Raw genomic sequence first — 17,371 nt, forward strand, 5'->3', positions numbered from 1 at the left:
GCCGCATGGAAAAAACCCAAATTAAAAACCTGCTGGAAGTTGTACACCGCCTGAGGGCCCCGGATGGATGCCCGTGGGACCGGGAGCAGACCATCGAGTCGATGCGCAGCTGTCTGATTGAAGAAACCTATGAGGTTGTTGACGCCATGGACAGCGGCGATCGCACGGCGCTGTGCGAAGAACTGGGCGACCTGCTTCTGCAGGTGGTGTTTCAGGCGCAGATTGCCGACGAAGAAGGCGCTTTTAATTTTGACGATGTTGCCAAAGGCATTGCCGACAAACTCGTGCGCCGTCATCCCCACGTGTTTGGTGATGTTCAGGCCGATACGTCGGATCAGGTGCTTAAGAACTGGGAAAAAATCAAAAAAACGGAAAAGGGCGGCGAGAAGCCGCGCTCGCTGGTCGACGGGATTCCCAGGCACCTGCCGGCACTTTCCAAAGCACACCTGGTGCAGAAGCGTGTCGCCAAGGTCGGCTTCGAGTGGGATGAAATCAGCGGCGTCGTTGATAAGCTTGAGGAAGAGCTGGCAGAAGTCAAAGAAGCGATGGCCCAGAAAGATGCCGGGGCCATCCGCGAAGAGCTGGGCGACCTGCTGTTTTCAACCGTCAACCTTAACCGCTATCTGGGCCATGAGTCCGAAGAGCTTTTGAACGAAAATATTACCAAGTTTATGCGGCGTTTCCAAGGTTTGGAAAACCGTCTTCATGCGGAGGAACGCGAACTGGAAGATTGTTCCATCGATGAGCTGGAGGCTGTTTGGCAGGCGGTTAAGCGCGATGAAAAGGCCTCCTAGGAGAGGTTTCATGATTGCCCGGCACAATCGGAAGGAGTAGATTGGGGCCGATTTGAAATTAAGTAGAAAGGTATATTTTTATGGCGCGTGCATATAACTTCAGTGCTGGACCGGCAATCCTGCCGGAGGAAGTCCTCAAACAGGCTCAGGCGGAGCTGCTCGATTTTAATGGAACCGGCATGTCTATTATGGAGATGAGTCATCGCGGAAAGGACTACTCCGCTGTGCATCAGGAAGCCAAAGACAACCTCAAAAAGCTGCTGAATATTCCGGATAATTACAGCGTGCTGTTTATGACTGGTGGTGCGAGCACTCAGTTCTCGCTGATTCCGATGAATCTGCTGGGCGAAGGTCAGACCGCTGATTACATCACTGCCGGCGCATGGAGCTCCAAGGCGATCAAGGCGGCTAAAAAGCTCGGTATAAGCGTGAACGAACTCGCCAATACGGCTAAAGATGTTCCGACCCGCGTTCCGGGTAACGATCTTGAGTTTACTCCCGGTGCGGCGTACGTGCATATCTGCTCCAACGAAACGATTAGCGGTGCTCAGGTGAAAGAGTTCCCGAAAACGGACGCGCCGCTGATCGCTGATATGTCCTCCGACATTCTGTCTCGTCCGCTTGATGTTTCTCAGTTCGGTATGATCTACGCCGGCGCCCAGAAAAACCTGGCTCCTGCCGGTGTTACACTGGTGATCATTCGCAACGATCTCGCTGAAAAATCTCCTGACACGCTGCCGGAACTTTTCCAGTACAAACATTTCATGGAAAATGATTCGCTCTCCAACACGATCCCGACCTTCCCGGTTTACATGATCATGCTGGTGACCCGCTGGCTGCTCGAAAAGGGCGGGCTCGAAGGTGTGCAGAAGATGAACGAAGAAAAAGCGGCCAAGCTTTACGCAGCGATTGATGCATCGGACTTCTATAACGGAACAGCGGTTCCGGAATTCCGTTCCCCGATGAACGTAACCTTCCGCCTGCCGACCGAAGACCTCGAAGCTCAGTTCGTTAAAGAAGCTGCGGCCAAGGGAATGACCAGCCTTAAAGGACACCGTTCTGTCGGTGGTATTCGTGCATCCATTTATAACGCATTCCCGGCAGCAGGCGTTGATGCGCTGATTGAATTCATGAAGGAATTCGAAGCGGCCAACGCATAATCTGTTGAATGCCGGCAGTTCCGGGGAGGATCTGATGAGTACGAAAATCTACTGGTTTTCCGGCTCGGGGAACTCTCTGGCAACCGCTCGGATGCTGGCTGAAAAACTGCCGGACGCTGAACTGATTCCGATTGCTCAGGCCGTTCATCGTCCGCCGGAAGCGGCGGACCTGATCGGCCTTGTTTTTCCTGTGTATGCGTTCGGCCCGCCTGCGTTGGTCGAAACGTTTATTAACAAACTGCAGGTGAAACCGGATAGTTACGTTTTTTCGGTCAGCACTTGCGCTGTAACTGCCGGGAGTACGCTGCATTTTATCCGCAGGGCATTGCGCAAAAGGGGGATCAGACTCAACGCTGCATGGACTGTCCGGCAGCCTGAAAACTATCCGCCCCTTGGTGGGACGCCCGGGTTGAAATCACAGGAGCGTACTCATGCAAAAGCGGATGAAAAGATCGCTCTTATTGCGCAGGCATTGCTGTCGCGAACCGCTGTGATTGAAAAGAGCGGGCTTTTCTGGCGGCTGGCCGGCCTGCTGATTTATCCGTCTTTCCGTTTTTTCGAGAAACACGGAGCAGATCGCCCTTTCAGAGCCGACCAAAGCTGCAACAGTTGCGGTATTTGTGAGAAACTCTGCCCCGTCCAGAATATTGAAATCCGTAATGGTCAGCCGATTTGGCTTGGACACTGTGAGCAGTGTTTTGCCTGTTTTCATTGGTGTCCTCAGAATGCCGTTCAGTACGGCTGGTCATCATGGATCAGGCGCTATCACCATCCCCGTACATCGTTATCCGATTTTCTGCAACAGCATCAGGATGTTGAACAGCAGGCTATTTTCTGCCGTGGAACAGAAGCCAGATTCTGAAACGGATTTTCTGCCAGAGTGACGGTTGTTTGGGACTTTTCGGGCGGGACTTTCCCGACTTCATGTAATCTCTGTCGTAGATACCCATTACAAATCCGATGTTATGGCGGAGGAGGAGGGTTCTTTTTCTTCGCCTGTTTTTATTGGTTAAAGTGATTGTTCAGACGTTTTGGTTGCTGATTTTGATGCGCTCTTTTGTGGGCTGGTGGGGGAGTAGTAGTTGGCGGGCGCATTTCACTAACTGGGTTTCACAGGCCGAATACCCTGCGCAGTTTTCTTTGGCTTCATTGCTGTTTGCTTTTATTTTATATGCTCTGTCCATTAGTTCTGAAACCAACTCAAAGATTTTTTGCTGATCATCATCATCATTTAGAAGCATGTGTATTTTTTGTTGTTTTGAAACCAGCCTATGCGTTAAGTCCACAATTTCTTGATCCCGGTCTTGAATATAAAATTCGCTTTGCCTAAAGCAGTATCCTCGAAGGCTCTCGGTCAAACCCATAAACTCTGCAATTTCATTGCGGAGGTCACAGGCCCATTTTTCAGCCAATGCTCCTTTGAAATGTTTATGTTGAATTAGACCGGAAATTACGGAAGCAATAACAGCCCCAGCAATGCCGCTAAAAAGTGCAGTTGTGATGATCGGGTTCATGATTCTCTGTTGTTTGTACGAGATCCCCGCTGCTCATTACCATACCGCCTTACAGGCTGAGAGGGAGGTTTCCCCTCATCGACACTTTTCGCCAAATCTTCTAAAGCAGTCTCGCTTTTTATTGCCGCATCATTAGTGAGGTCAATCCATCTTTTCTTTTTCTGATCCCATGCTCGAAAATTCCACACTTTAAGGGTCACTTCCAAAGGTCGCTCATCAAATTCATTTTCGGTAAGCCACTCAATTTGTTCGTTCAGCTGGTAATACAAGGCAACCCAATAGTTTGTATCGGAAATCTTATCAGCAGGTGTTCCCAGTTGGTCTATAAGGAACCATTCAACAAATGGAGAAGATTCTTCGTATGGGTCATCGTCCTCAAATGAAACGTGGATGCTATACCCTACACGTACCTTAATTCGGACAAATGCTTTGTCGCTTTTAAACTCAGGAGGCCATGCAACTTTTCCGTTTTTCTGCCATTCCTCAATAAATTTTTCTACCAGCAACGCGGTAAGTTGGCCTGCAGAGGTTCCGAATTTCTTAGAAACGACGTTCAGATTATCCTTCACTCCTTTTGATAATCTGAAAGTGAAACTTTCAGTTTTTTCGCTATCTCGTGTCATATTTTGCTTCAGTTGAATTGCTGTTTTTAAAGGAAGATAGCTCTTCCTCGTGCCCCATAAAGGAAAAGTACAGGATTTTTTCTTGATGCAATGTAAGCGGATGTCTTATATTGCACGCACATGAACGAGGGAGACTGTTATGGCACGTAAAAAAGAGATCTACACAACGGCAGAGGTTGCTAAGCGATTCAGAGTTAGCGAGGCAACCGTTCGGCGTTTGGTCGGCAGCAAAAAACTGCGTCCGATCAAGGGCTTTAATCATCCGTATCGTTTTTCTTGTCGGGAGATAGATCGTTTCCTTAATGGCCGCCGTGCCGCATGACGGAGTTCAATATGAAGCAGGCGAAAAGAATTATGACAACCAGTGAGGCGGCGGAGTACTTGACCATTCCGGTTAAGCAGTTCCGCCGTCTTTATGATGAAGGGCATATCCACCGTCTGCGCGGGTGCCGTAATCCGATGCAGTTTTCTAAGATCGAACTGGACCGCTATCTTTCAGAAGGGGTAGTGGCATGATTGTTCATTTAACCAGTGATGAAGTTAGTGTGTTGTTTGATCTGCTGTACTGGCGCGAGTTTCCGGGCGCAGACCGGGAGCAGCTTTTGGAGTCCGTTAAAAACAAAGTGGATAAGGCCCGGGAGCGGCATCCGGATAGTGTTGAAGATATCTGCGGGAAAATTCGTAACCTTCTTTTGGAGGAATTATGATTTTTGCTGAAGACAGATCTTTGTTCAAAAAGCGCTCTGTGTCTGCCGGGGCTCATCACACTGGCCGGACCGGTTTAGGTTCTCTTTTCCGTAAATACTTTTCGCCGGGGAAAACAGCGATTCCGCCAAAGACCGGCAGCAAAGATCCGGAGTCCGATAAAAATAATTTTCGGACAACCGGTATGTGTGCGGAATGTGTTTCATATTTTCGGCCGCATGGTCGGGATATCTACCGATGCAAAAAGCAGTCATTCAAAGGGGACGCTCATGTGTTCTCGGCTCTTCGTAGAACCTGTGACTGTTTCAAGCCCAAGGAGGGCTTCAAATGATTTTTGCCGGGGTCAGCGTTAAACATTCGTGTCGGGAGGGTAAGGCTCTGCGGGGACGCAACCTGAGCGCCCGGCACGGCGGTGAGGATGGCGCGGCCCCGGCTCCTATTTCCTGTTGGTTGGGAAATCTATCCATACGCTCGGGTGCTCCCCACCTTCATACATCCTTTCCGCGCAATGCGAAAAATCCTGTCCGCCGCCTAGGCGGACACTTTCCCGTCCCTTGCGCATCCGCCCCCGGCGGGTGCGATCCCTTTTCATCGTCCCTTTCCCTTGAACTGCGAAACTACCCAGAAAGGCAGGGGCACACGTGACTTTTAGTTTGATGAATGCAAAGGATGTGCCGGACCGGGCGGAAAAAAGCCCGGCGCACATTGTTTTTGCTGCACGAGAAAAAGGCAGAGAAGTCCAACAGCAGAGAGACAGGGAGTTTGAGCAAATCCTGTACACGATTTATTCCGAGGCGTTGCGCATAGCAACTACACGTCCGGTATCCATCATTGAGGCGCAGATCGGCCAGCAGATTGATTTAATCGAATGGCCGTCGATTGTCTGGAAAGATGATTTTGCGGCGTTGTCCTATTCTCAGAATTCGCGAGTGAACTTGTTTGTCCATCGGCATGCTTGGCGTGTCTATCAGCGGACAAACTGTGGTGCAGCATCCTTCAATACGGTGCAGCGTCTTACACAGCATTTTTCAGCCGTTTTGGGGGTACAAAATGGCTAAATCGACTACTACTTTGACCCCCACAGTAAAACGCGAAATTTCTTCGGAAAATCGCAAATTTTCGGCCTCTGGGGGCCTATTAACTAACAGGCCCCCTCAGAGTAGTAACACTACTCCTACGGGTGCCTTAAAAAACAGACCTGTTTTTGCAGGCATCGACTGGCTCACTATGAGTCTGTATGTGAGTTGGAATTCATTTGTGAAACTCTCCGATGAACTGAATCACTGGCAGGCAAAAGCAAAAGAGAATCGGGATAGTGTACGATTTAAATATAACGATCTGGAAATCGAAATATTTCCTACCGGAGCACCGATGGGAAAAAAAGGGCAGGGATTTTTCAGTTGGCGTTTCACGGTCGATGATGTGGAATTTTTAATGGTAAATTCTCCGACCTATCACACCTCCCCAAACGTCATGATGACCTGTCGCGGAGATTACTGTCTCATTAAGGGCGCACTTACCGGATACACCTTGGCAAGAGAGGTGATTGATAGGCTTGGAGGGTCTCTCGACCGGGAGCAAATCAGCCGGGTAGATCTTTGTCTCGACCTGCCGAGCTGGCAATTCAACTATTTCAACCGGGCATATAAAAATGATCGGTATATTACACGGGCAAAGTTTCACCATCCGGAAATGACCACGCTGTATTTTGGTAAGTCTCCTTTGCGTTTGCGCATTTACGATAAGCTTAAAGAGGCAAAGGTGACTTACAATCCTACAACTTATGCGGCGTTGGTTCACGCGCGATGGAACGGGAGAGAACCCTCTGCGGCGCTTCGAGTAGAATTTCAGCTGGGTGGGAAGCGGTTGAAAAAATATGGGGTTAAGACGCTGGCTTCGTTTATGAGTCGTCGGGCTCAGATCGTTGAAATCCTCATGACCGAATGGACTCGCTTTGCGGCGCAGACAGTGAACCGGGAAAAAAAGAACCAGTCACATTTAAAAGAGGATGGCCGGTGGGTTTTGATCCGCAAAAAATTCATTGAAGCTTTAGGTGGGCTTCGGGATGAACAGATTTTTGAGATCCCGAAAGAGGACATAAATATTGATCAGCTGGATAAGCAGGGGATTGGTGTTTTGTTGACTGCAGCTGAACACAAAGGTGTTCCGATTCAGGATGAAGAAACAGCTATTGAGTTTATGCAAAGCGAGGTTGCCCGGCTGGCTCCGCAATCAATTAAAAAACGGGTTGAGAAGCAGACTCCCCAAATCAGAGACCTTCTCGCATGAAAATTACCTGTCAAATTGAAATTACCGACTTGGCGCGTCTTGAGCCATGTATGCGCCGCGTTGGGCTTGAGATGAAATCAGACCGGCAGGTGCGAGAGTTTTTTGCTGCCGTTACAATGAGCGGTCTCGGCATTTTACAAAATGGTGGTCCGTTCCCGTGCGATGAATTTTCCGGCCTTGTTAAATCGTTCCTCACCAACCAACAGAAAGGAATAGGACAATGACCCAACCAACAAAAAAAGACACAGTCGTCTGGATCAGTGACGGCGTTCTCACAATGAGTGGAGATATCACAGAACACCGCGAAGGCATGTTGACGGTGGCCGAACACCATCTCCTTGGTTTTGGCAGCTGTATGAGTGCGTTCGAGTGCGAGGGTTTTCTTCAGAATGAAGCTGAACTGAAGCGGAAATTTCAGGACTTCTACGACGCCTTTATGGTGGAGTTCGATTACTATGCGGAATCGCTGGGAACTGGCCTGCATGGTTGCCCTGATTATCGCATTTCACCCAAACCGGACGCGCTGAAATACAGTGAGGATGAAGAGGTAAAAGCTCACCTCAAACGGAACGAAGCAAAAGAGGAGGTGGCAGCATGAAAAAGGTTCCGGATAGTGTAGATCTGAAAAGCAAAAACATTCCTAAGCGGGATCCAAATGTTGGAATCTTTGATGGCCGCTATGCCTTCAGTGATGATCCCGCGGAGCGTCGGGAAGGGTTGCTGATGCAGGCAGAGCATACGTTGGTATCGGTTGCTGATGCCGTGGGCACTCTTGAAGATGAGGGCTGTCTCACCCATGGGGCAGTGATCAAACAGAGAATGCAGGAGCTCTACGATCTGATTATGGATGAGTTTAATACTTATGTGCGGCCGACAGACGGCGAGGGGCGGTTTGTGCTGGCTCCCAAGCCTATAGATTGCCGCTATACACCGCCGGGGAGTGATGCCCCGGAAGGTGATCCGGAAAGCGAGTCTGAAAAACGAGAGGCTGCATGACGTCACCTGATGCAAACTACGGCCCCGCTGATTAATGAGGAACGAATCAGCGGGGCTTTTCTTTTTGTTATGTGACTGTTGTACGGGAACAACAGTCTGTTCAATGGTCATAATAAATGTCTTGAACATCTTTTGCCCCTTGTTGATCTGTTAAACGACAACGACAACGACAACGACAACGACAACGACAACGACAACGACAACGACAACGACAACGACAACGACAACGACAACGACAACGACAACGACAACGAATCAGTTGAACACCTCTTGTTGGGTTGTTGAACGGCAATAACAAGCCTTCAACAGTCGGCAAATCCGTTGAGTATCCCTGAGTAATTGTATTTAAGCGCTCCTTGTTGGACAATTGTACAGGAGCAACAGTCTGTTCAATGGTCGCCATATCCCTTGAGCATCTCTTATTGGATTGTTGGGCAGCAACAACAGGCCTTCAACGATTGCAGTGAATCCGCTGTATCCCTTAATGAGCACTCCTTGTTAGGTTGTTGAACAGCAACAACAGTTTCTTCAACGATCATAATAGATCTCTTCAACAGTCAATAACCGGAATGAATCTTGGAATCAGATGGAATCAACGGTGGAAGCGGATGTGGAATCATTTTGATGCAGTCATGATCCTGTTGAATCACTGAATCGAAACTGGTTCCGGTTGCGTCATGAGTCAATGATGCATGGAATCATTTGTGGAAGCGGCGTGTTCCCGGTGGAAACAGCGGCGGAATCATGGAATGACTCATGGAACTGTACGTGGAATGAATCACTGGAATGGTGGGAAATTCTGGTTTTTCGGAATTTCCCGAACTTTCTGGGCGGGGGGCGGAAAAATTTGCCATTTAATGGAAATTCCAGTGTTTAATGGTGGGAAGAATCGGGGTTTCTTCTGGGGCTGTGGGTGTTGGATACGGAAAATGCCTTATGGCATGGAATTTCCGGTCATTCCGCTTTTTCAGTTATTTCCAGAATCTGGAATCAAAGTGGAAAAGGGCTGGAATGTAGCTGCAGCGCAGATGGAACCTACTGCGCCTCCGGGCATGTAGACGGAAATTTCTACCGCGGCCGCATTTGCGGATTTTTCCTACAGGCGTGGCTTTTTCCGGCTGCGCGGGATCTGTTCCACTGGTTTTTCATTCCGGATAGCTGGCGGAATACCTGGCTCAACTGGTTTTCGCGATCGACGGGCTGGCCGTTGCCTCAGGGCAACTGGTGATCAGCGCCGGCTGACTGGCTGTAATGCCGGCCAAGCTGGCTTTTTCTCCCGGGCGGCAGGTTCTTTGTATGGAAAAAGCCGGACTCATCAAAATTTCCCGTGAATTTTTCCAATCCTCATAAGTTCTGAGTTCAGCTCCCAAGGTTCGAGTGATCCGGATGCGTATATAGGGGTGACACGCGATTTAGTTGACACCCCGGCATATACGAGAGGCATCAAAATGCATTCAGACAAATTGAACCGGTTCGGTCCCGATGGAAAATGCGATTTATTGGAAAATTTCTTCATGGAACCACCGGAACCGTAGTCAGACAGCAGCTGTTAGTTTTTGGGGAAATTCCGGCGTGAAAAACAAAAAAGCTGATCCGGAAATTTATTCCAATGGATCAAACGGTAACCATACGGAAGCTGTCATGTCCTGCAAAAATCCTCACATGAAAAAGAAAATGACCGTTGGAAAACAAAAAATTCAATCGGAAATTAATGCACACACTGCAAACGGCACCCGGATCTCGGTAGCTGATTTTTGCGAAGATTGTTGCATGAAAAAGAGCCGAGAAGTCGAGATTAAGAAGTTGAGGCCGGGCATTTTGGATCCAAAGCGGGAATTTCCCGTTCAATCTTGTGCTGGGGAGCGCCGGAATCCGGAATGGCTTGGGAATATTCTTAAGAGAGAATTTCCGGATCTTTTTGAAGAAAGGGAGGGTGGCGAAGGGTAGGGGTGTGGACTTTTGTGGTGTTTTTTGCGTTTGAGAGAAGGAGCTCTTTTATCCATTTCAACCGGCCCTTCCTCGGCAGATTATCGCTGCTTTTCCTCTTCTAAAAGAAAAATCGCACTTTTTGGGCGGAAATTTCATCTAGGCGGCAAATTTACAGAGAGGAAGATCCCGGTGCGTATATAGCGTGATCCGGTTGATAACCCTGCATGTGCAGAAGCCGTTTAGGAAAACCGAACCGGTTCGGGTGTTTTGGCCTGTCTCGAAAAAATTAGGGTGCTTGCGTTGCGTATATAGTCCGAGCAACGGGTAGGAGGTCTCAAAATGAATTTGGAAAAATTGATTAGGGTAAAAGAGGAAATTTCATCGTATGGATCGTACTGTAGTCAGACGGCGATCTCTGATGTCGGCGAAAATTCCAGCATGAAAAATCAAAAAGCTGATTCAGATATTTGTTCCGACCGATCCGACGGTAGCCGGACAGAGAAATTTTGTTTTTGTGAAGATGCTGGCATGGAAACAAATCCGGAACCAAAAAAACAAAGCTCGGAATTGGAAATTTTCAGTCCTTGGGATACCCCTGATGATCCCCAGTTGTTGGGGAATATTGTGAAAGATGTTCTTTTGGATGTATTGAAAAATTCCGACCCGCAATAGTGAGTGAGGGTAGATGAAGCTTGCATTCCAGCATCAGTGTCTTATTTTAGTAAGTAGCGGTTTGTTGAAATAAAGAATTCTGTAATTCAGAGATTAAAATAAGCGGTATGAAAAGAGATCTACAGGGAAGATATGTCACTATTTCGACGGTTGGGGAAAAGGCGGAGGCCTTTGTTCCTGCACCGTTGCCGCCTGTGCCGCCGGTGGATTGGTCTGCGGATCTGCGGGAAAAGTTTGATCAGGCATTGTTGGCTTTAGGTCGTTTGGACAGTGTATCTCTGTTGTTACCGGATACCTCTCTTTTCCTGTATGCATATGTTCGGAAAGAGGCTGTCCTGTCTTCTCAGATTGAGGGAACGCAATCTTCCCTTTCGGATCTTCTTTTGTTTGAGCAGGAACATCAGCCGGGGGTTCCTCTGGATGATGTTCAAGAGGTAAGCAACTATGTTGCTGCCCTGAATTATGGCTTGAAACGACTGGGGGAGGGCTTTCCGCTGTCATTACGGTTACTGCGCGAAATTCATACAGAGCTTTTGTCAAAGGGAAGGGGCAGTGATAAATCACCGGGAGAATTTCGACGCAGTCAAAACTGGATCGGTGGAACCCGTCCGGGTAATGCGTTTTTTGTTCCTCCTCCGCCTGAAGATGTTCAGGATTGCATGGGGGCGATGGAGCTTTTTCTTCATGATCAGCCGGAGCATACCCCGGTACTCCTGAAGGCGGCTCTGGCTCATGTCCAGTTTGAAACCATCCATCCATTTCTTGACGGAAACGGTCGGTTGGGCCGTTTGATGATTACGCTGTTGCTCTGTTCTGAAAAAGTGCTGAAGGCTCCAATGCTGTACTTGAGTCTTTACTTCAAAACCCACCGGGACAGCTACTATCGGTTATTGAATGAAGTGCGCGATACCGGCGACTGGGAAGCATGGCTTGAATTTTTTGCGGATGCAGTGACCGATACCGCTACACAGGCTGTAGATACCGCCCAGCGGCTTATGCGGCTGGCTGCAAAAGATACGGAAACAATCCATGGGCTGGAACGAAGCGCAGCTTCTACGCACTTGGTACACCGGGCATTGCTGGAGCGTCCTATTGCTTCTCCGAAATGGTTACAGGAGCAAACCCATCTTTCAGCTGCCACGATCAACACATGTTTGCAGCACTTGGAACAGTTGGAAATAGTCCGAGAGGTGACTGGCCAGAAACGAAACCGGCTTTTTGCCTATTCGGAATATGTGGCCGTAATGAATCAGGGAACGGAAATTTCAGGTGCGGTTTGACGTTTATCTTCTTTTGTAGTTTCTCGCTGGATTCTTATTCCAAACAGCTGGCGGAATACCTGGCTTAACTGGTTTTCGCGATTAATGGGTTGGCCGTTTCTTCTGGGCAACTGGCAATCAGAGCCGACAGTTATCTTAAAGCTGATAGGAAAGAATCATCTTTTCTGGTATCCGCTTTTGGGGAATTTCCGTACACTGCCGACGAATTGACCCGGAGCGCATATGGCAAATCCAGAGCATTTAGAAATACTGAATCAGGGCGTTGAGGCTTGGAATCAATGGCGCGATCAAAACGATCTAATATGTCCAGACCTGAGTGGTGTCGATTTAAATCAGGCTGTGCCTCGGAATCTTTCTACATGGAAAAACGGGGCTCCGTTATGGGATACGGAGGCCGAGTGCTTTACGTCATATTTAGACCTTTCCGGTATTAATTTGCAGCGAGCCAATTTGCAAGGCTCCTTTATGGATGTTGTTAATTTAAAAAACGCGAACCTCATACGGGCCAACCTAAGCAAGGCCTCGCTTGATGGTGCATGCTTGGCGCATGCAAATTTAAGGCGTGCTGACCTTTCGGAGGCGGGGTTAATCAAGGCAGATTTAAAATGTGCGAACTTGGATCGGGCCGATCTCTCGGGAGTGTGTTTAATGGAGTCTGGGCTTCATTCCGCCAGTCTTTCGTGTGCAAACTTACAAGACGCATATTTGCAGGGTGCGAATTTGACCGGCGCGAACTTAAATGGTGCCGATTTGCAGCGTGCGTTTGTGCAGGGAGCCAGTGTGATCGATGTTAATATGCGAGGAGCCAACTTTAAGGACGCAGATCTGTCCATGCTACATTTCGATACTTCAACGGGTGAGTACCGCGGAATACATCTTGAAGGGTGCTATGGGTGTGAGAGATTTCGCAGACAGGCCTTGCATCAGGCGTTTATTGAGGAATTTAGAGAGTCGGCGCGGGGTATGAATAAGGTGGTGTACTGGGTTTGGAGTACGTTTGTTGATTGCGGTCGGTCTCCGTGGAAGTTAATGAAGTGGGTGTTTGTAATTTGGCTACTATTCGCAGAACTATTTTTTTTGTTACAAACATGCTGGTCGGAGTCGTTTGATATTAAGCCGCTGCCGGAAACTATATGGACAATGCTCTATTACAGCATTGTGACGCTTACCACGCTTGGGTTTGGAGATGTGACCCCTCTGACATATCCGGCAATGATTTTAGTCAGCATGGAGGTTGTTCTCGGGTACATCATTCTCGGCTGTTTGATTTCGTTCCTTTCCAGCAAAATGGTTCCATGCGGATAATCGAACAGGAGATATCATGGCAAATCCTGAACATGTAGAGATTCTGAAAAAAGGCATCGATGTGTGGAATCAATGGCGACTCACAACAGATATATATTCGCTAGAAGCCGATCTTTCTGGGGCTGATTTGAGTGGGTTAAATCTGAATGGTATAGATTTGTCTTATTGTGATTTAGAAAAGGTCGACTTGACACACTCTTCTTTAGAAAGAGCAACGCTAGAGTGTTCTGAACTTTTTGAAGCCCAGCTTTTGTATGCTAATCTTGCTGGGGCTAATCTTGAAGGTTCAAACTTTTCTGATGCGATTTTAGCAGGTTCGGTCCTAACCGGAGCCTGTCTTAATAGTGCAAAATTAAGTGGGGCTAATCTCGTTAGAGTTCAGTTGGGAAATGCGAACCTTTGTAATGCCAGTTTAGATGATTGTAATTTATTTGAAAGCAACCTGTGTTGTGCAGACTTGTCCAATGCAAATATGAAAAAATCTATTTTAGCAAATGCGAACCTAAAAGATGCGATACTCTCAAATGCAAACCTCGAGAGAGCTGATATTTCTGACGTTCGATTTTCTTTAAGAAAGGGACGGTTTAAAGGGATTAGGTTGGCGGGGAGTTATGGAGGAGAGCGTTTTAAACGTTATGCTACGCATCAGGCGTTTATCGAGGAGCTGGAGCAATCTAACGAGTGGAATAGGTTTCTCGTTGGAGTGTGGTTTGTTTTGGCTGATTGTGGTCGTTCTCCGTGGGCGTGGATGGGGTGGTCTATCATTTTCTGCTTGTACTACGCAGGAATCTATCTGGGACTTGGGGTGGGTGCTTTTGCACTCAATACATCACTGCCGTTCAATTTTGGTAGTGCGCTTTACTACAGCATTGTGACGTTTACGACCCTGGGTTTTGGTGACATTACCCCAGCAACCGGGCTGGCAGCATTCTATGTGACGTTGGAGGTAATTACCGGGTATGTCATGCTTGGCGGTCTGATTTCATTTATTTTTTCGAAGTTACTGCCGCGGGGATGATATTTCAGCAGTTTGGGTGTTTTTCTGGATTAATAAAAGCCAGATGGGAGGCGCTATGAATCGAGAGATTTTTAAACAATCATTACAAAAAACGGGTAGCTCACCTTATCCGTGTCCCATCTGCAATAAGGGGCAGCTTCAGGTTGTTAAGGATAGGTTTCACTACGAGGAAACCTCTTTGTCAAAATCATTACATGGTCATGAGGCATGGGAGCCTGAGTGGATCAGCTATATCTACAGCTGTTTTTTAAAATGTTCTAACAGTGCATGTGCGGAGATTGTTTCAAGTACCGGCAATGGTGAGTTGTGTCGGGGTTGTGGTTATGATGAAAAAGGTTTCCCTGTTGAAATTTATGACCCCGTATTCTCACCAAAATATTTTAACCCACCCTTACAGATGTTTCAGGTCGCTATCTCCGCACCTGAACCTGTCCGCAACGAAATTATTATTTCTTTTTCTCACTTTTTTTCTGACCCATCAGCCGCAGCCATCCATATACGGATAGCTTTAGAACACCTCCTGACTCACTTAAAAATAAAACGGTTCAACCGCCGGTCGGGAAAGCTGCATAGGATTGCCTTACATCAACGAATTGACCTGCTTCCTCATAAGTTCAATCATGTTCGGGATTTGTTTTATGCCATCAAATGGCTTGGCAACGCAGGTAGCCATGATACCGAAAGCATAACTCAAGATGATATATGCGATGCGTACGAGTTATTGGAAGAGTTATTGTCCGGCCTTTTCCCTCAGAAAAGAATGGCGATAGAACGGCTTGCGAAAAAGATAAACAAGAAAAGGGGGCCAAGGTAATAGATTGGCCCGCAATGGTAAATTATCGTCCGATTTTTTCACGCAGTCAAAGGCTGAGCAATTACACGTTGGGTGCAAGTGAAAAATACTTTTCGGCATCCGCCTTACTGGCATTTCCCTTGTAGTGTGCATATAGGATTGAAACATTTCCCCGGTGCGTAAGCAGTGTGGCCGTTTTCCCGGCATCGCCTTCCAGTGCTACATGGTAAGAGCAGAACGAATGCCGTAGGGCGTTGTGTGGCATCTTGATTTTAGCTTTTGTCTGTAGTTGGGATTTGCGCCGATCCCATAGCCGCTTTGTCATAGAGAAGCCTTCCGGTGCGATTTCCTTTGCATGCTCCAACCATTGCCAGAGGTTATCTGGGTGGCCGTCTACGAACTGGCGTTGGTTGTTTTTTGCGTTCTGGGCAGTGATCATAATTCCGCGTTGGTCGAACTTGATTTCTTCGGGTTTAATCCGGGCGCATGCGCTGGACCGAATTCCGGCGAATGCTTGCAGGGCAAGATAGGCCAAAGCGTCCGGGTAATGTCCTGTAGCTGTTTTGAATAATTTCTCCGTTTGGGAGACGGTCAGGAATTCCGGTTCTGTTTGAATGACTGTAGGGGCGTGAACGCCTTTGAAAATATTCTCTCGGCAGTATCGCTGGGCTGTGCACCAGTTAAAAAACGATCCGCAGGCCTTCAGATGGTTTTGGACGGTGACCGGCGCAAAGTTTAATTGAAGAATCCATTGCTGTGCCTGATCTCTGCTGCATTCGCTGACAGCCTGTTTTGGGAAGCTCCCTGCAAAGCGTGTTAGAATATTCCGGTTGGCCCGGAGCCAGTTTTCATTCCGGCCAAGATTGTATTTTTCATCAAGGAAAGTCTGTACGGCATCGGCCACCGGAATTTTTTCGATAGAAATGCTGTTGGCTTTTTCTTCAACGGCCAGCAGAACTTTTTCGGGAGATCCGAGCAGATCTACACAGCGGCGCATGATCTGGGCTTCGACGGTGGATATGTTCAGGGCGGCGGCACCTTGTCGCTTTTCTTTTTCCTCCATTTCCTTGAAAAAATCGTTCCGGTCTGACTTTTTTTCGAAAAACCGGAAGCGGCGTTTCCCGTCTACGGTCCACTTTACACCGAACTTTTTATCTCGGTCTTTCCGTTCGATTTTCTTTACACCCATGACTGCATTCCTGTGGTTGCTGTTTGGTTGCAAATTTTACAGGTAAATTTGCGGAATACAGGGGGAATATACGGGAACTTGCGATGAACCAAAAGAACCGTTTAGTTCAATGTTTACGCATATTTTATAGCGTTTTCGGTTGAGATGGGAAAAATATTGGCGGAGGAGGAGGGATTCGAACCCCCGGTACTCTCGCGAGCACAACGGTTTTCGAGACCGCCCCATTCAACCACTCTGGCACTCCTCCGGCGAAAGACCGTGTAAGATAGATTTTCGGCCGGGTTATGCCAAGATCTTTTCGGGAGCAGATTTGTTTTATGCTGACGGAGCGCTTTGCTGGCGTTTCAGGAATTCCTTTGCCAGTTTCATGTAGGCCATGGATCCCTTGGAGATCGGGGCATACTGAATGATCGGTTGGCCATAGCTCGGGGCTTCACTCAGACGAACGCTGCGTGGAATCAGGGTTTCATAAATCACATCGCCGAAATGATTTTGTACTTCGTCGACCACCTGCTGAGCCAGATTCGTGCGCAGGTCGCACATGGTCATCACAATGCCTTCAATCCTGAGTTTCGGATTGCCCGCGTCGCGAACCTGATCAATCAGGCTGAGAATAACACTTAAGCCCTCAAGGGCCAGATATTCGGCCTGCATCGGGATGATGATGCTGTCCGCTGCGTAAAGCGCGTTCATGAACAGAATGCCGATGGATGGTGGGCAGTCGAACAGGATGTAGTCATATTCATTCTGGTCGACGATCGGCTGCAGAGCATTTTTGAGGCAGTGCAAATAGTTATCCATCCGTGCAATGGCTACTTCGCATCCGGCCAGATCGAGCTCTGACGGAATCAGATGCAGTCGCTTTGTTTCGGTGGGCTTGATCAGCGTGCGTACATCGGCTTCGCCAAGCAGGGCGGAGTAGATGCTGGCGCCTTCTTCCTTATCAATCCCGACGCCGCTGGTGGCATTCGCCTGCGGATCGAGGTCGATCAGCAGAACGTTCTGTTTCCGTTTGGCAAGGCAGGCAGACAGGCTGACTGCGGTGGTCGTCTTCCCGACGCCGCCCTTCTGGTTCGCGAGTGCAATAACTTTAGTGCTCATAGT

23 protein-coding genes and 1 tRNA gene are annotated in these 17,371 nt (G+C 48.2%); 19 read left to right on the forward strand and 5 right to left on the reverse strand.

Annotation, left to right across the window (positions count from 1 at the left end; genetic code table 11):
- Positions 1–5 precede the first annotated feature (5 nt).
- From mazG to GT409_RS08695, 3 genes are all read left to right on the forward strand, one after another.
- Positions 6–794: a nucleoside triphosphate pyrophosphohydrolase gene (mazG, locus tag GT409_RS08685; RefSeq protein WP_160628710.1), complete on the forward strand. Its 789-nt coding sequence runs from the start codon at positions 6–8 to the stop codon at positions 792–794.
- An 80-nt stretch (positions 795–874) separates the two neighbouring features.
- The gene (serC, locus tag GT409_RS08690) at positions 875–1,954 is read left to right on the forward strand and encodes a 3-phosphoserine/phosphohydroxythreonine transaminase (RefSeq protein ID WP_160628711.1); all 1,080 of its coding nucleotides are present in this window, start codon (positions 875–877) and stop codon (positions 1,952–1,954) included.
- Positions 1,955–1,988: 34 nt separating this feature from the next.
- Positions 1,989–2,816, forward strand: a complete 828-nt coding sequence (locus GT409_RS08695) for an EFR1 family ferrodoxin (protein ID WP_160628712.1) — start codon at positions 1,989–1,991, stop codon at positions 2,814–2,816.
- A gap of 160 nt (positions 2,817–2,976) precedes the next feature.
- Here the strand turns inward: GT409_RS08695 and GT409_RS08700 are convergent, their stop codons facing one another.
- A complete protein-coding gene (locus tag GT409_RS08700; RefSeq protein ID WP_160628713.1) occupies positions 2,977–3,468 on the reverse strand; it encodes a hypothetical protein in 492 nt (163 codons plus the stop codon).
- Entirely contained in the window at positions 3,465–4,091 is a 627-nt protein-coding gene (locus GT409_RS08705; protein ID WP_160628714.1) for a hypothetical protein, read from the reverse strand. Before GT409_RS08705 ends, GT409_RS08700 begins: the two co-directional genes overlap by 4 nt.
- 139 nt (positions 4,092–4,230) lie before the next feature.
- Between GT409_RS08705 and GT409_RS08710 the strand changes: the two genes are divergently transcribed.
- From GT409_RS08710 to GT409_RS08785, 16 genes are all read left to right on the forward strand, one after another.
- Positions 4,231–4,413, forward strand: coding sequence for a helix-turn-helix domain-containing protein (locus GT409_RS08710; protein WP_160628715.1), 183 nt, complete (start codon positions 4,231–4,233; stop codon positions 4,411–4,413).
- An 11-nt stretch (positions 4,414–4,424) separates the two neighbouring features.
- Positions 4,425–4,607 (forward strand): excisionase family DNA-binding protein, encoded by a 183-nt coding sequence (locus GT409_RS08715; protein ID WP_160628716.1) that lies wholly within the window; start codon positions 4,425–4,427, stop codon positions 4,605–4,607.
- On the forward strand, positions 4,604–4,798 hold the full coding sequence (locus GT409_RS08720; protein ID WP_160628717.1) for a hypothetical protein: 195 nt from the start codon (positions 4,604–4,606) through the stop codon (positions 4,796–4,798). The genes GT409_RS08715 and GT409_RS08720 overlap by 4 nt, the downstream gene beginning before the upstream one ends.
- Before the next feature lie 639 nt (positions 4,799–5,437).
- Positions 5,438–5,854, forward strand: a complete 417-nt coding sequence (locus GT409_RS08725; protein WP_160628718.1) for a hypothetical protein — start codon at positions 5,438–5,440, stop codon at positions 5,852–5,854.
- A complete protein-coding gene (locus GT409_RS08730) occupies positions 5,847–7,085 on the forward strand; it encodes a hypothetical protein (RefSeq protein WP_160628719.1) in 1,239 nt (412 codons plus the stop codon). The genes GT409_RS08725 and GT409_RS08730 overlap by 8 nt, the downstream gene beginning before the upstream one ends.
- Positions 7,082–7,309 carry a hypothetical protein gene (locus GT409_RS08735; protein ID WP_160628720.1) on the forward strand — a complete coding sequence of 76 codons (228 nt, stop codon included), beginning with the start codon at positions 7,082–7,084 and terminating at the stop codon, positions 7,307–7,309. Before GT409_RS08730 ends, GT409_RS08735 begins: the two co-directional genes overlap by 4 nt.
- Complete coding sequence (locus GT409_RS08740; RefSeq protein WP_160628721.1) at positions 7,306–7,683, forward strand: hypothetical protein; 378 nt, start codon at positions 7,306–7,308, stop codon at positions 7,681–7,683. Before GT409_RS08735 ends, GT409_RS08740 begins: the two co-directional genes overlap by 4 nt.
- Positions 7,680–8,081 carry a hypothetical protein gene (locus tag GT409_RS08745; protein WP_160628722.1) on the forward strand — a complete coding sequence of 134 codons (402 nt, stop codon included), beginning with the start codon at positions 7,680–7,682 and terminating at the stop codon, positions 8,079–8,081. The genes GT409_RS08740 and GT409_RS08745 overlap by 4 nt, the downstream gene beginning before the upstream one ends.
- Positions 8,082–8,213: 132 nt before the next feature.
- A complete protein-coding gene (locus GT409_RS08750; RefSeq protein ID WP_160628723.1) occupies positions 8,214–8,366 on the forward strand; it encodes a hypothetical protein in 153 nt (50 codons plus the stop codon).
- 488 nt (positions 8,367–8,854) lie between these two features.
- Complete coding sequence (locus GT409_RS08755; RefSeq protein ID WP_160628724.1) at positions 8,855–9,139, forward strand: hypothetical protein; 285 nt, start codon at positions 8,855–8,857, stop codon at positions 9,137–9,139.
- 424 nt (positions 9,140–9,563) lie between these two features.
- Positions 9,564–10,028 carry a hypothetical protein gene (locus tag GT409_RS08760; protein WP_160628725.1) on the forward strand — a complete coding sequence of 155 codons (465 nt, stop codon included), beginning with the start codon at positions 9,564–9,566 and terminating at the stop codon, positions 10,026–10,028.
- A 321-nt stretch (positions 10,029–10,349) separates the two neighbouring features.
- The gene (locus GT409_RS08765; RefSeq protein ID WP_160628726.1) at positions 10,350–10,682 is read left to right on the forward strand and encodes a hypothetical protein; all 333 of its coding nucleotides are present in this window, start codon (positions 10,350–10,352) and stop codon (positions 10,680–10,682) included.
- A gap of 107 nt (positions 10,683–10,789) precedes the next feature.
- On the forward strand, positions 10,790–11,962 hold the full coding sequence (locus GT409_RS08770; protein ID WP_160628727.1) for a Fic family protein: 1,173 nt from the start codon (positions 10,790–10,792) through the stop codon (positions 11,960–11,962).
- Between the two features lie 222 nt (positions 11,963–12,184).
- Positions 12,185–13,267, forward strand: a complete 1,083-nt coding sequence (locus GT409_RS08775; protein ID WP_160628728.1) for a pentapeptide repeat-containing protein — start codon at positions 12,185–12,187, stop codon at positions 13,265–13,267.
- Positions 13,268–13,283: 16 nt separating this feature from the next.
- Positions 13,284–14,285, forward strand: coding sequence for a pentapeptide repeat-containing protein (locus tag GT409_RS08780; RefSeq protein WP_160628729.1), 1,002 nt, complete (start codon positions 13,284–13,286; stop codon positions 14,283–14,285).
- A 55-nt stretch (positions 14,286–14,340) separates the two neighbouring features.
- Entirely contained in the window at positions 14,341–15,099 is a 759-nt protein-coding gene (locus GT409_RS08785) for a DUF4145 domain-containing protein (RefSeq protein WP_160628730.1), read from the forward strand.
- Between the two features lie 61 nt (positions 15,100–15,160).
- Here GT409_RS08785 and GT409_RS08790 read toward each other — a convergent pair whose 3' ends face one another.
- From GT409_RS08790 to GT409_RS08800, 3 genes are all read right to left on the reverse strand, one after another.
- Positions 15,161–16,141, reverse strand: coding sequence for a tyrosine-type recombinase/integrase (locus GT409_RS08790; RefSeq protein ID WP_160628731.1), 981 nt, complete (start codon positions 16,139–16,141; stop codon positions 15,161–15,163).
- A 283-nt stretch (positions 16,142–16,424) separates the two neighbouring features.
- A tRNA-Ser gene (locus GT409_RS08795) sits at positions 16,425–16,514 on the reverse strand.
- 68 nt (positions 16,515–16,582) lie between these two features.
- Positions 16,583–17,368, reverse strand: coding sequence for a ParA family protein (locus GT409_RS08800; protein ID WP_160628732.1), 786 nt, complete (start codon positions 17,366–17,368; stop codon positions 16,583–16,585).
- Positions 17,369–17,371 lie beyond the last annotated feature (3 nt).

Origin of the sequence: Tichowtungia aerotolerans, from assembly GCF_009905215.1 — a bacterium.
Taxonomy (GTDB): Bacteria; Verrucomicrobiota; Kiritimatiellia; order Kiritimatiellales; family Tichowtungiaceae; genus Tichowtungia; species Tichowtungia aerotolerans.

Bases quoted from the DNA above. Each gene is read 5' to 3' on its own strand.
- mazG (WP_160628710.1), top strand. From the start codon at position 6: ATGGAAAAAACCCAAATTAAAAACCTGCTGGAAGTTGTACACCGCCTG.
- serC (WP_160628711.1), top strand. From the start codon at position 875: ATGGCGCGTGCATATAACTTCAGTGCTGGACCGGCAATCCTGCCGGAG.
- GT409_RS08695 (WP_160628712.1), top strand. From the start codon at position 1,989: ATGAGTACGAAAATCTACTGGTTTTCCGGCTCGGGGAACTCTCTGGCA.
- GT409_RS08700 (WP_160628713.1), bottom strand. From the start codon at position 3,468: ATGAACCCGATCATCACAACTGCACTTTTTAGCGGCATTGCTGGGGCT.
- GT409_RS08705 (WP_160628714.1), bottom strand. From the start codon at position 4,091: ATGACACGAGATAGCGAAAAAACTGAAAGTTTCACTTTCAGATTATCA.
- GT409_RS08710 (WP_160628715.1), top strand. From the start codon at position 4,231: ATGGCACGTAAAAAAGAGATCTACACAACGGCAGAGGTTGCTAAGCGA.
- GT409_RS08715 (WP_160628716.1), top strand. From the start codon at position 4,425: ATGAAGCAGGCGAAAAGAATTATGACAACCAGTGAGGCGGCGGAGTAC.
- GT409_RS08720 (WP_160628717.1), top strand. From the start codon at position 4,604: ATGATTGTTCATTTAACCAGTGATGAAGTTAGTGTGTTGTTTGATCTG.
- GT409_RS08730 (WP_160628719.1), top strand. From the start codon at position 5,847: ATGGCTAAATCGACTACTACTTTGACCCCCACAGTAAAACGCGAAATT.
- GT409_RS08735 (WP_160628720.1), top strand. From the start codon at position 7,082: ATGAAAATTACCTGTCAAATTGAAATTACCGACTTGGCGCGTCTTGAG.
- GT409_RS08740 (WP_160628721.1), top strand. From the start codon at position 7,306: ATGACCCAACCAACAAAAAAAGACACAGTCGTCTGGATCAGTGACGGC.
- GT409_RS08745 (WP_160628722.1), top strand. From the start codon at position 7,680: ATGAAAAAGGTTCCGGATAGTGTAGATCTGAAAAGCAAAAACATTCCT.
- GT409_RS08755 (WP_160628724.1), top strand. From the start codon at position 8,855: ATGAATCACTGGAATGGTGGGAAATTCTGGTTTTTCGGAATTTCCCGA.
- GT409_RS08760 (WP_160628725.1), top strand. From the start codon at position 9,564: ATGGAAAATGCGATTTATTGGAAAATTTCTTCATGGAACCACCGGAAC.
- GT409_RS08765 (WP_160628726.1), top strand. From the start codon at position 10,350: ATGAATTTGGAAAAATTGATTAGGGTAAAAGAGGAAATTTCATCGTAT.
- GT409_RS08770 (WP_160628727.1), top strand. From the start codon at position 10,790: ATGAAAAGAGATCTACAGGGAAGATATGTCACTATTTCGACGGTTGGG.
- GT409_RS08775 (WP_160628728.1), top strand. From the start codon at position 12,185: ATGGCAAATCCAGAGCATTTAGAAATACTGAATCAGGGCGTTGAGGCT.
- GT409_RS08780 (WP_160628729.1), top strand. From the start codon at position 13,284: ATGGCAAATCCTGAACATGTAGAGATTCTGAAAAAAGGCATCGATGTG.
- GT409_RS08785 (WP_160628730.1), top strand. From the start codon at position 14,341: ATGAATCGAGAGATTTTTAAACAATCATTACAAAAAACGGGTAGCTCA.
- GT409_RS08790 (WP_160628731.1), bottom strand. From the start codon at position 16,141: ATGGAGGAAAAAGAAAAGCGACAAGGTGCCGCCGCCCTGAACATATCC.
- GT409_RS08800 (WP_160628732.1), bottom strand. From the start codon at position 17,368: ATGAGCACTAAAGTTATTGCACTCGCGAACCAGAAGGGCGGCGTCGGG.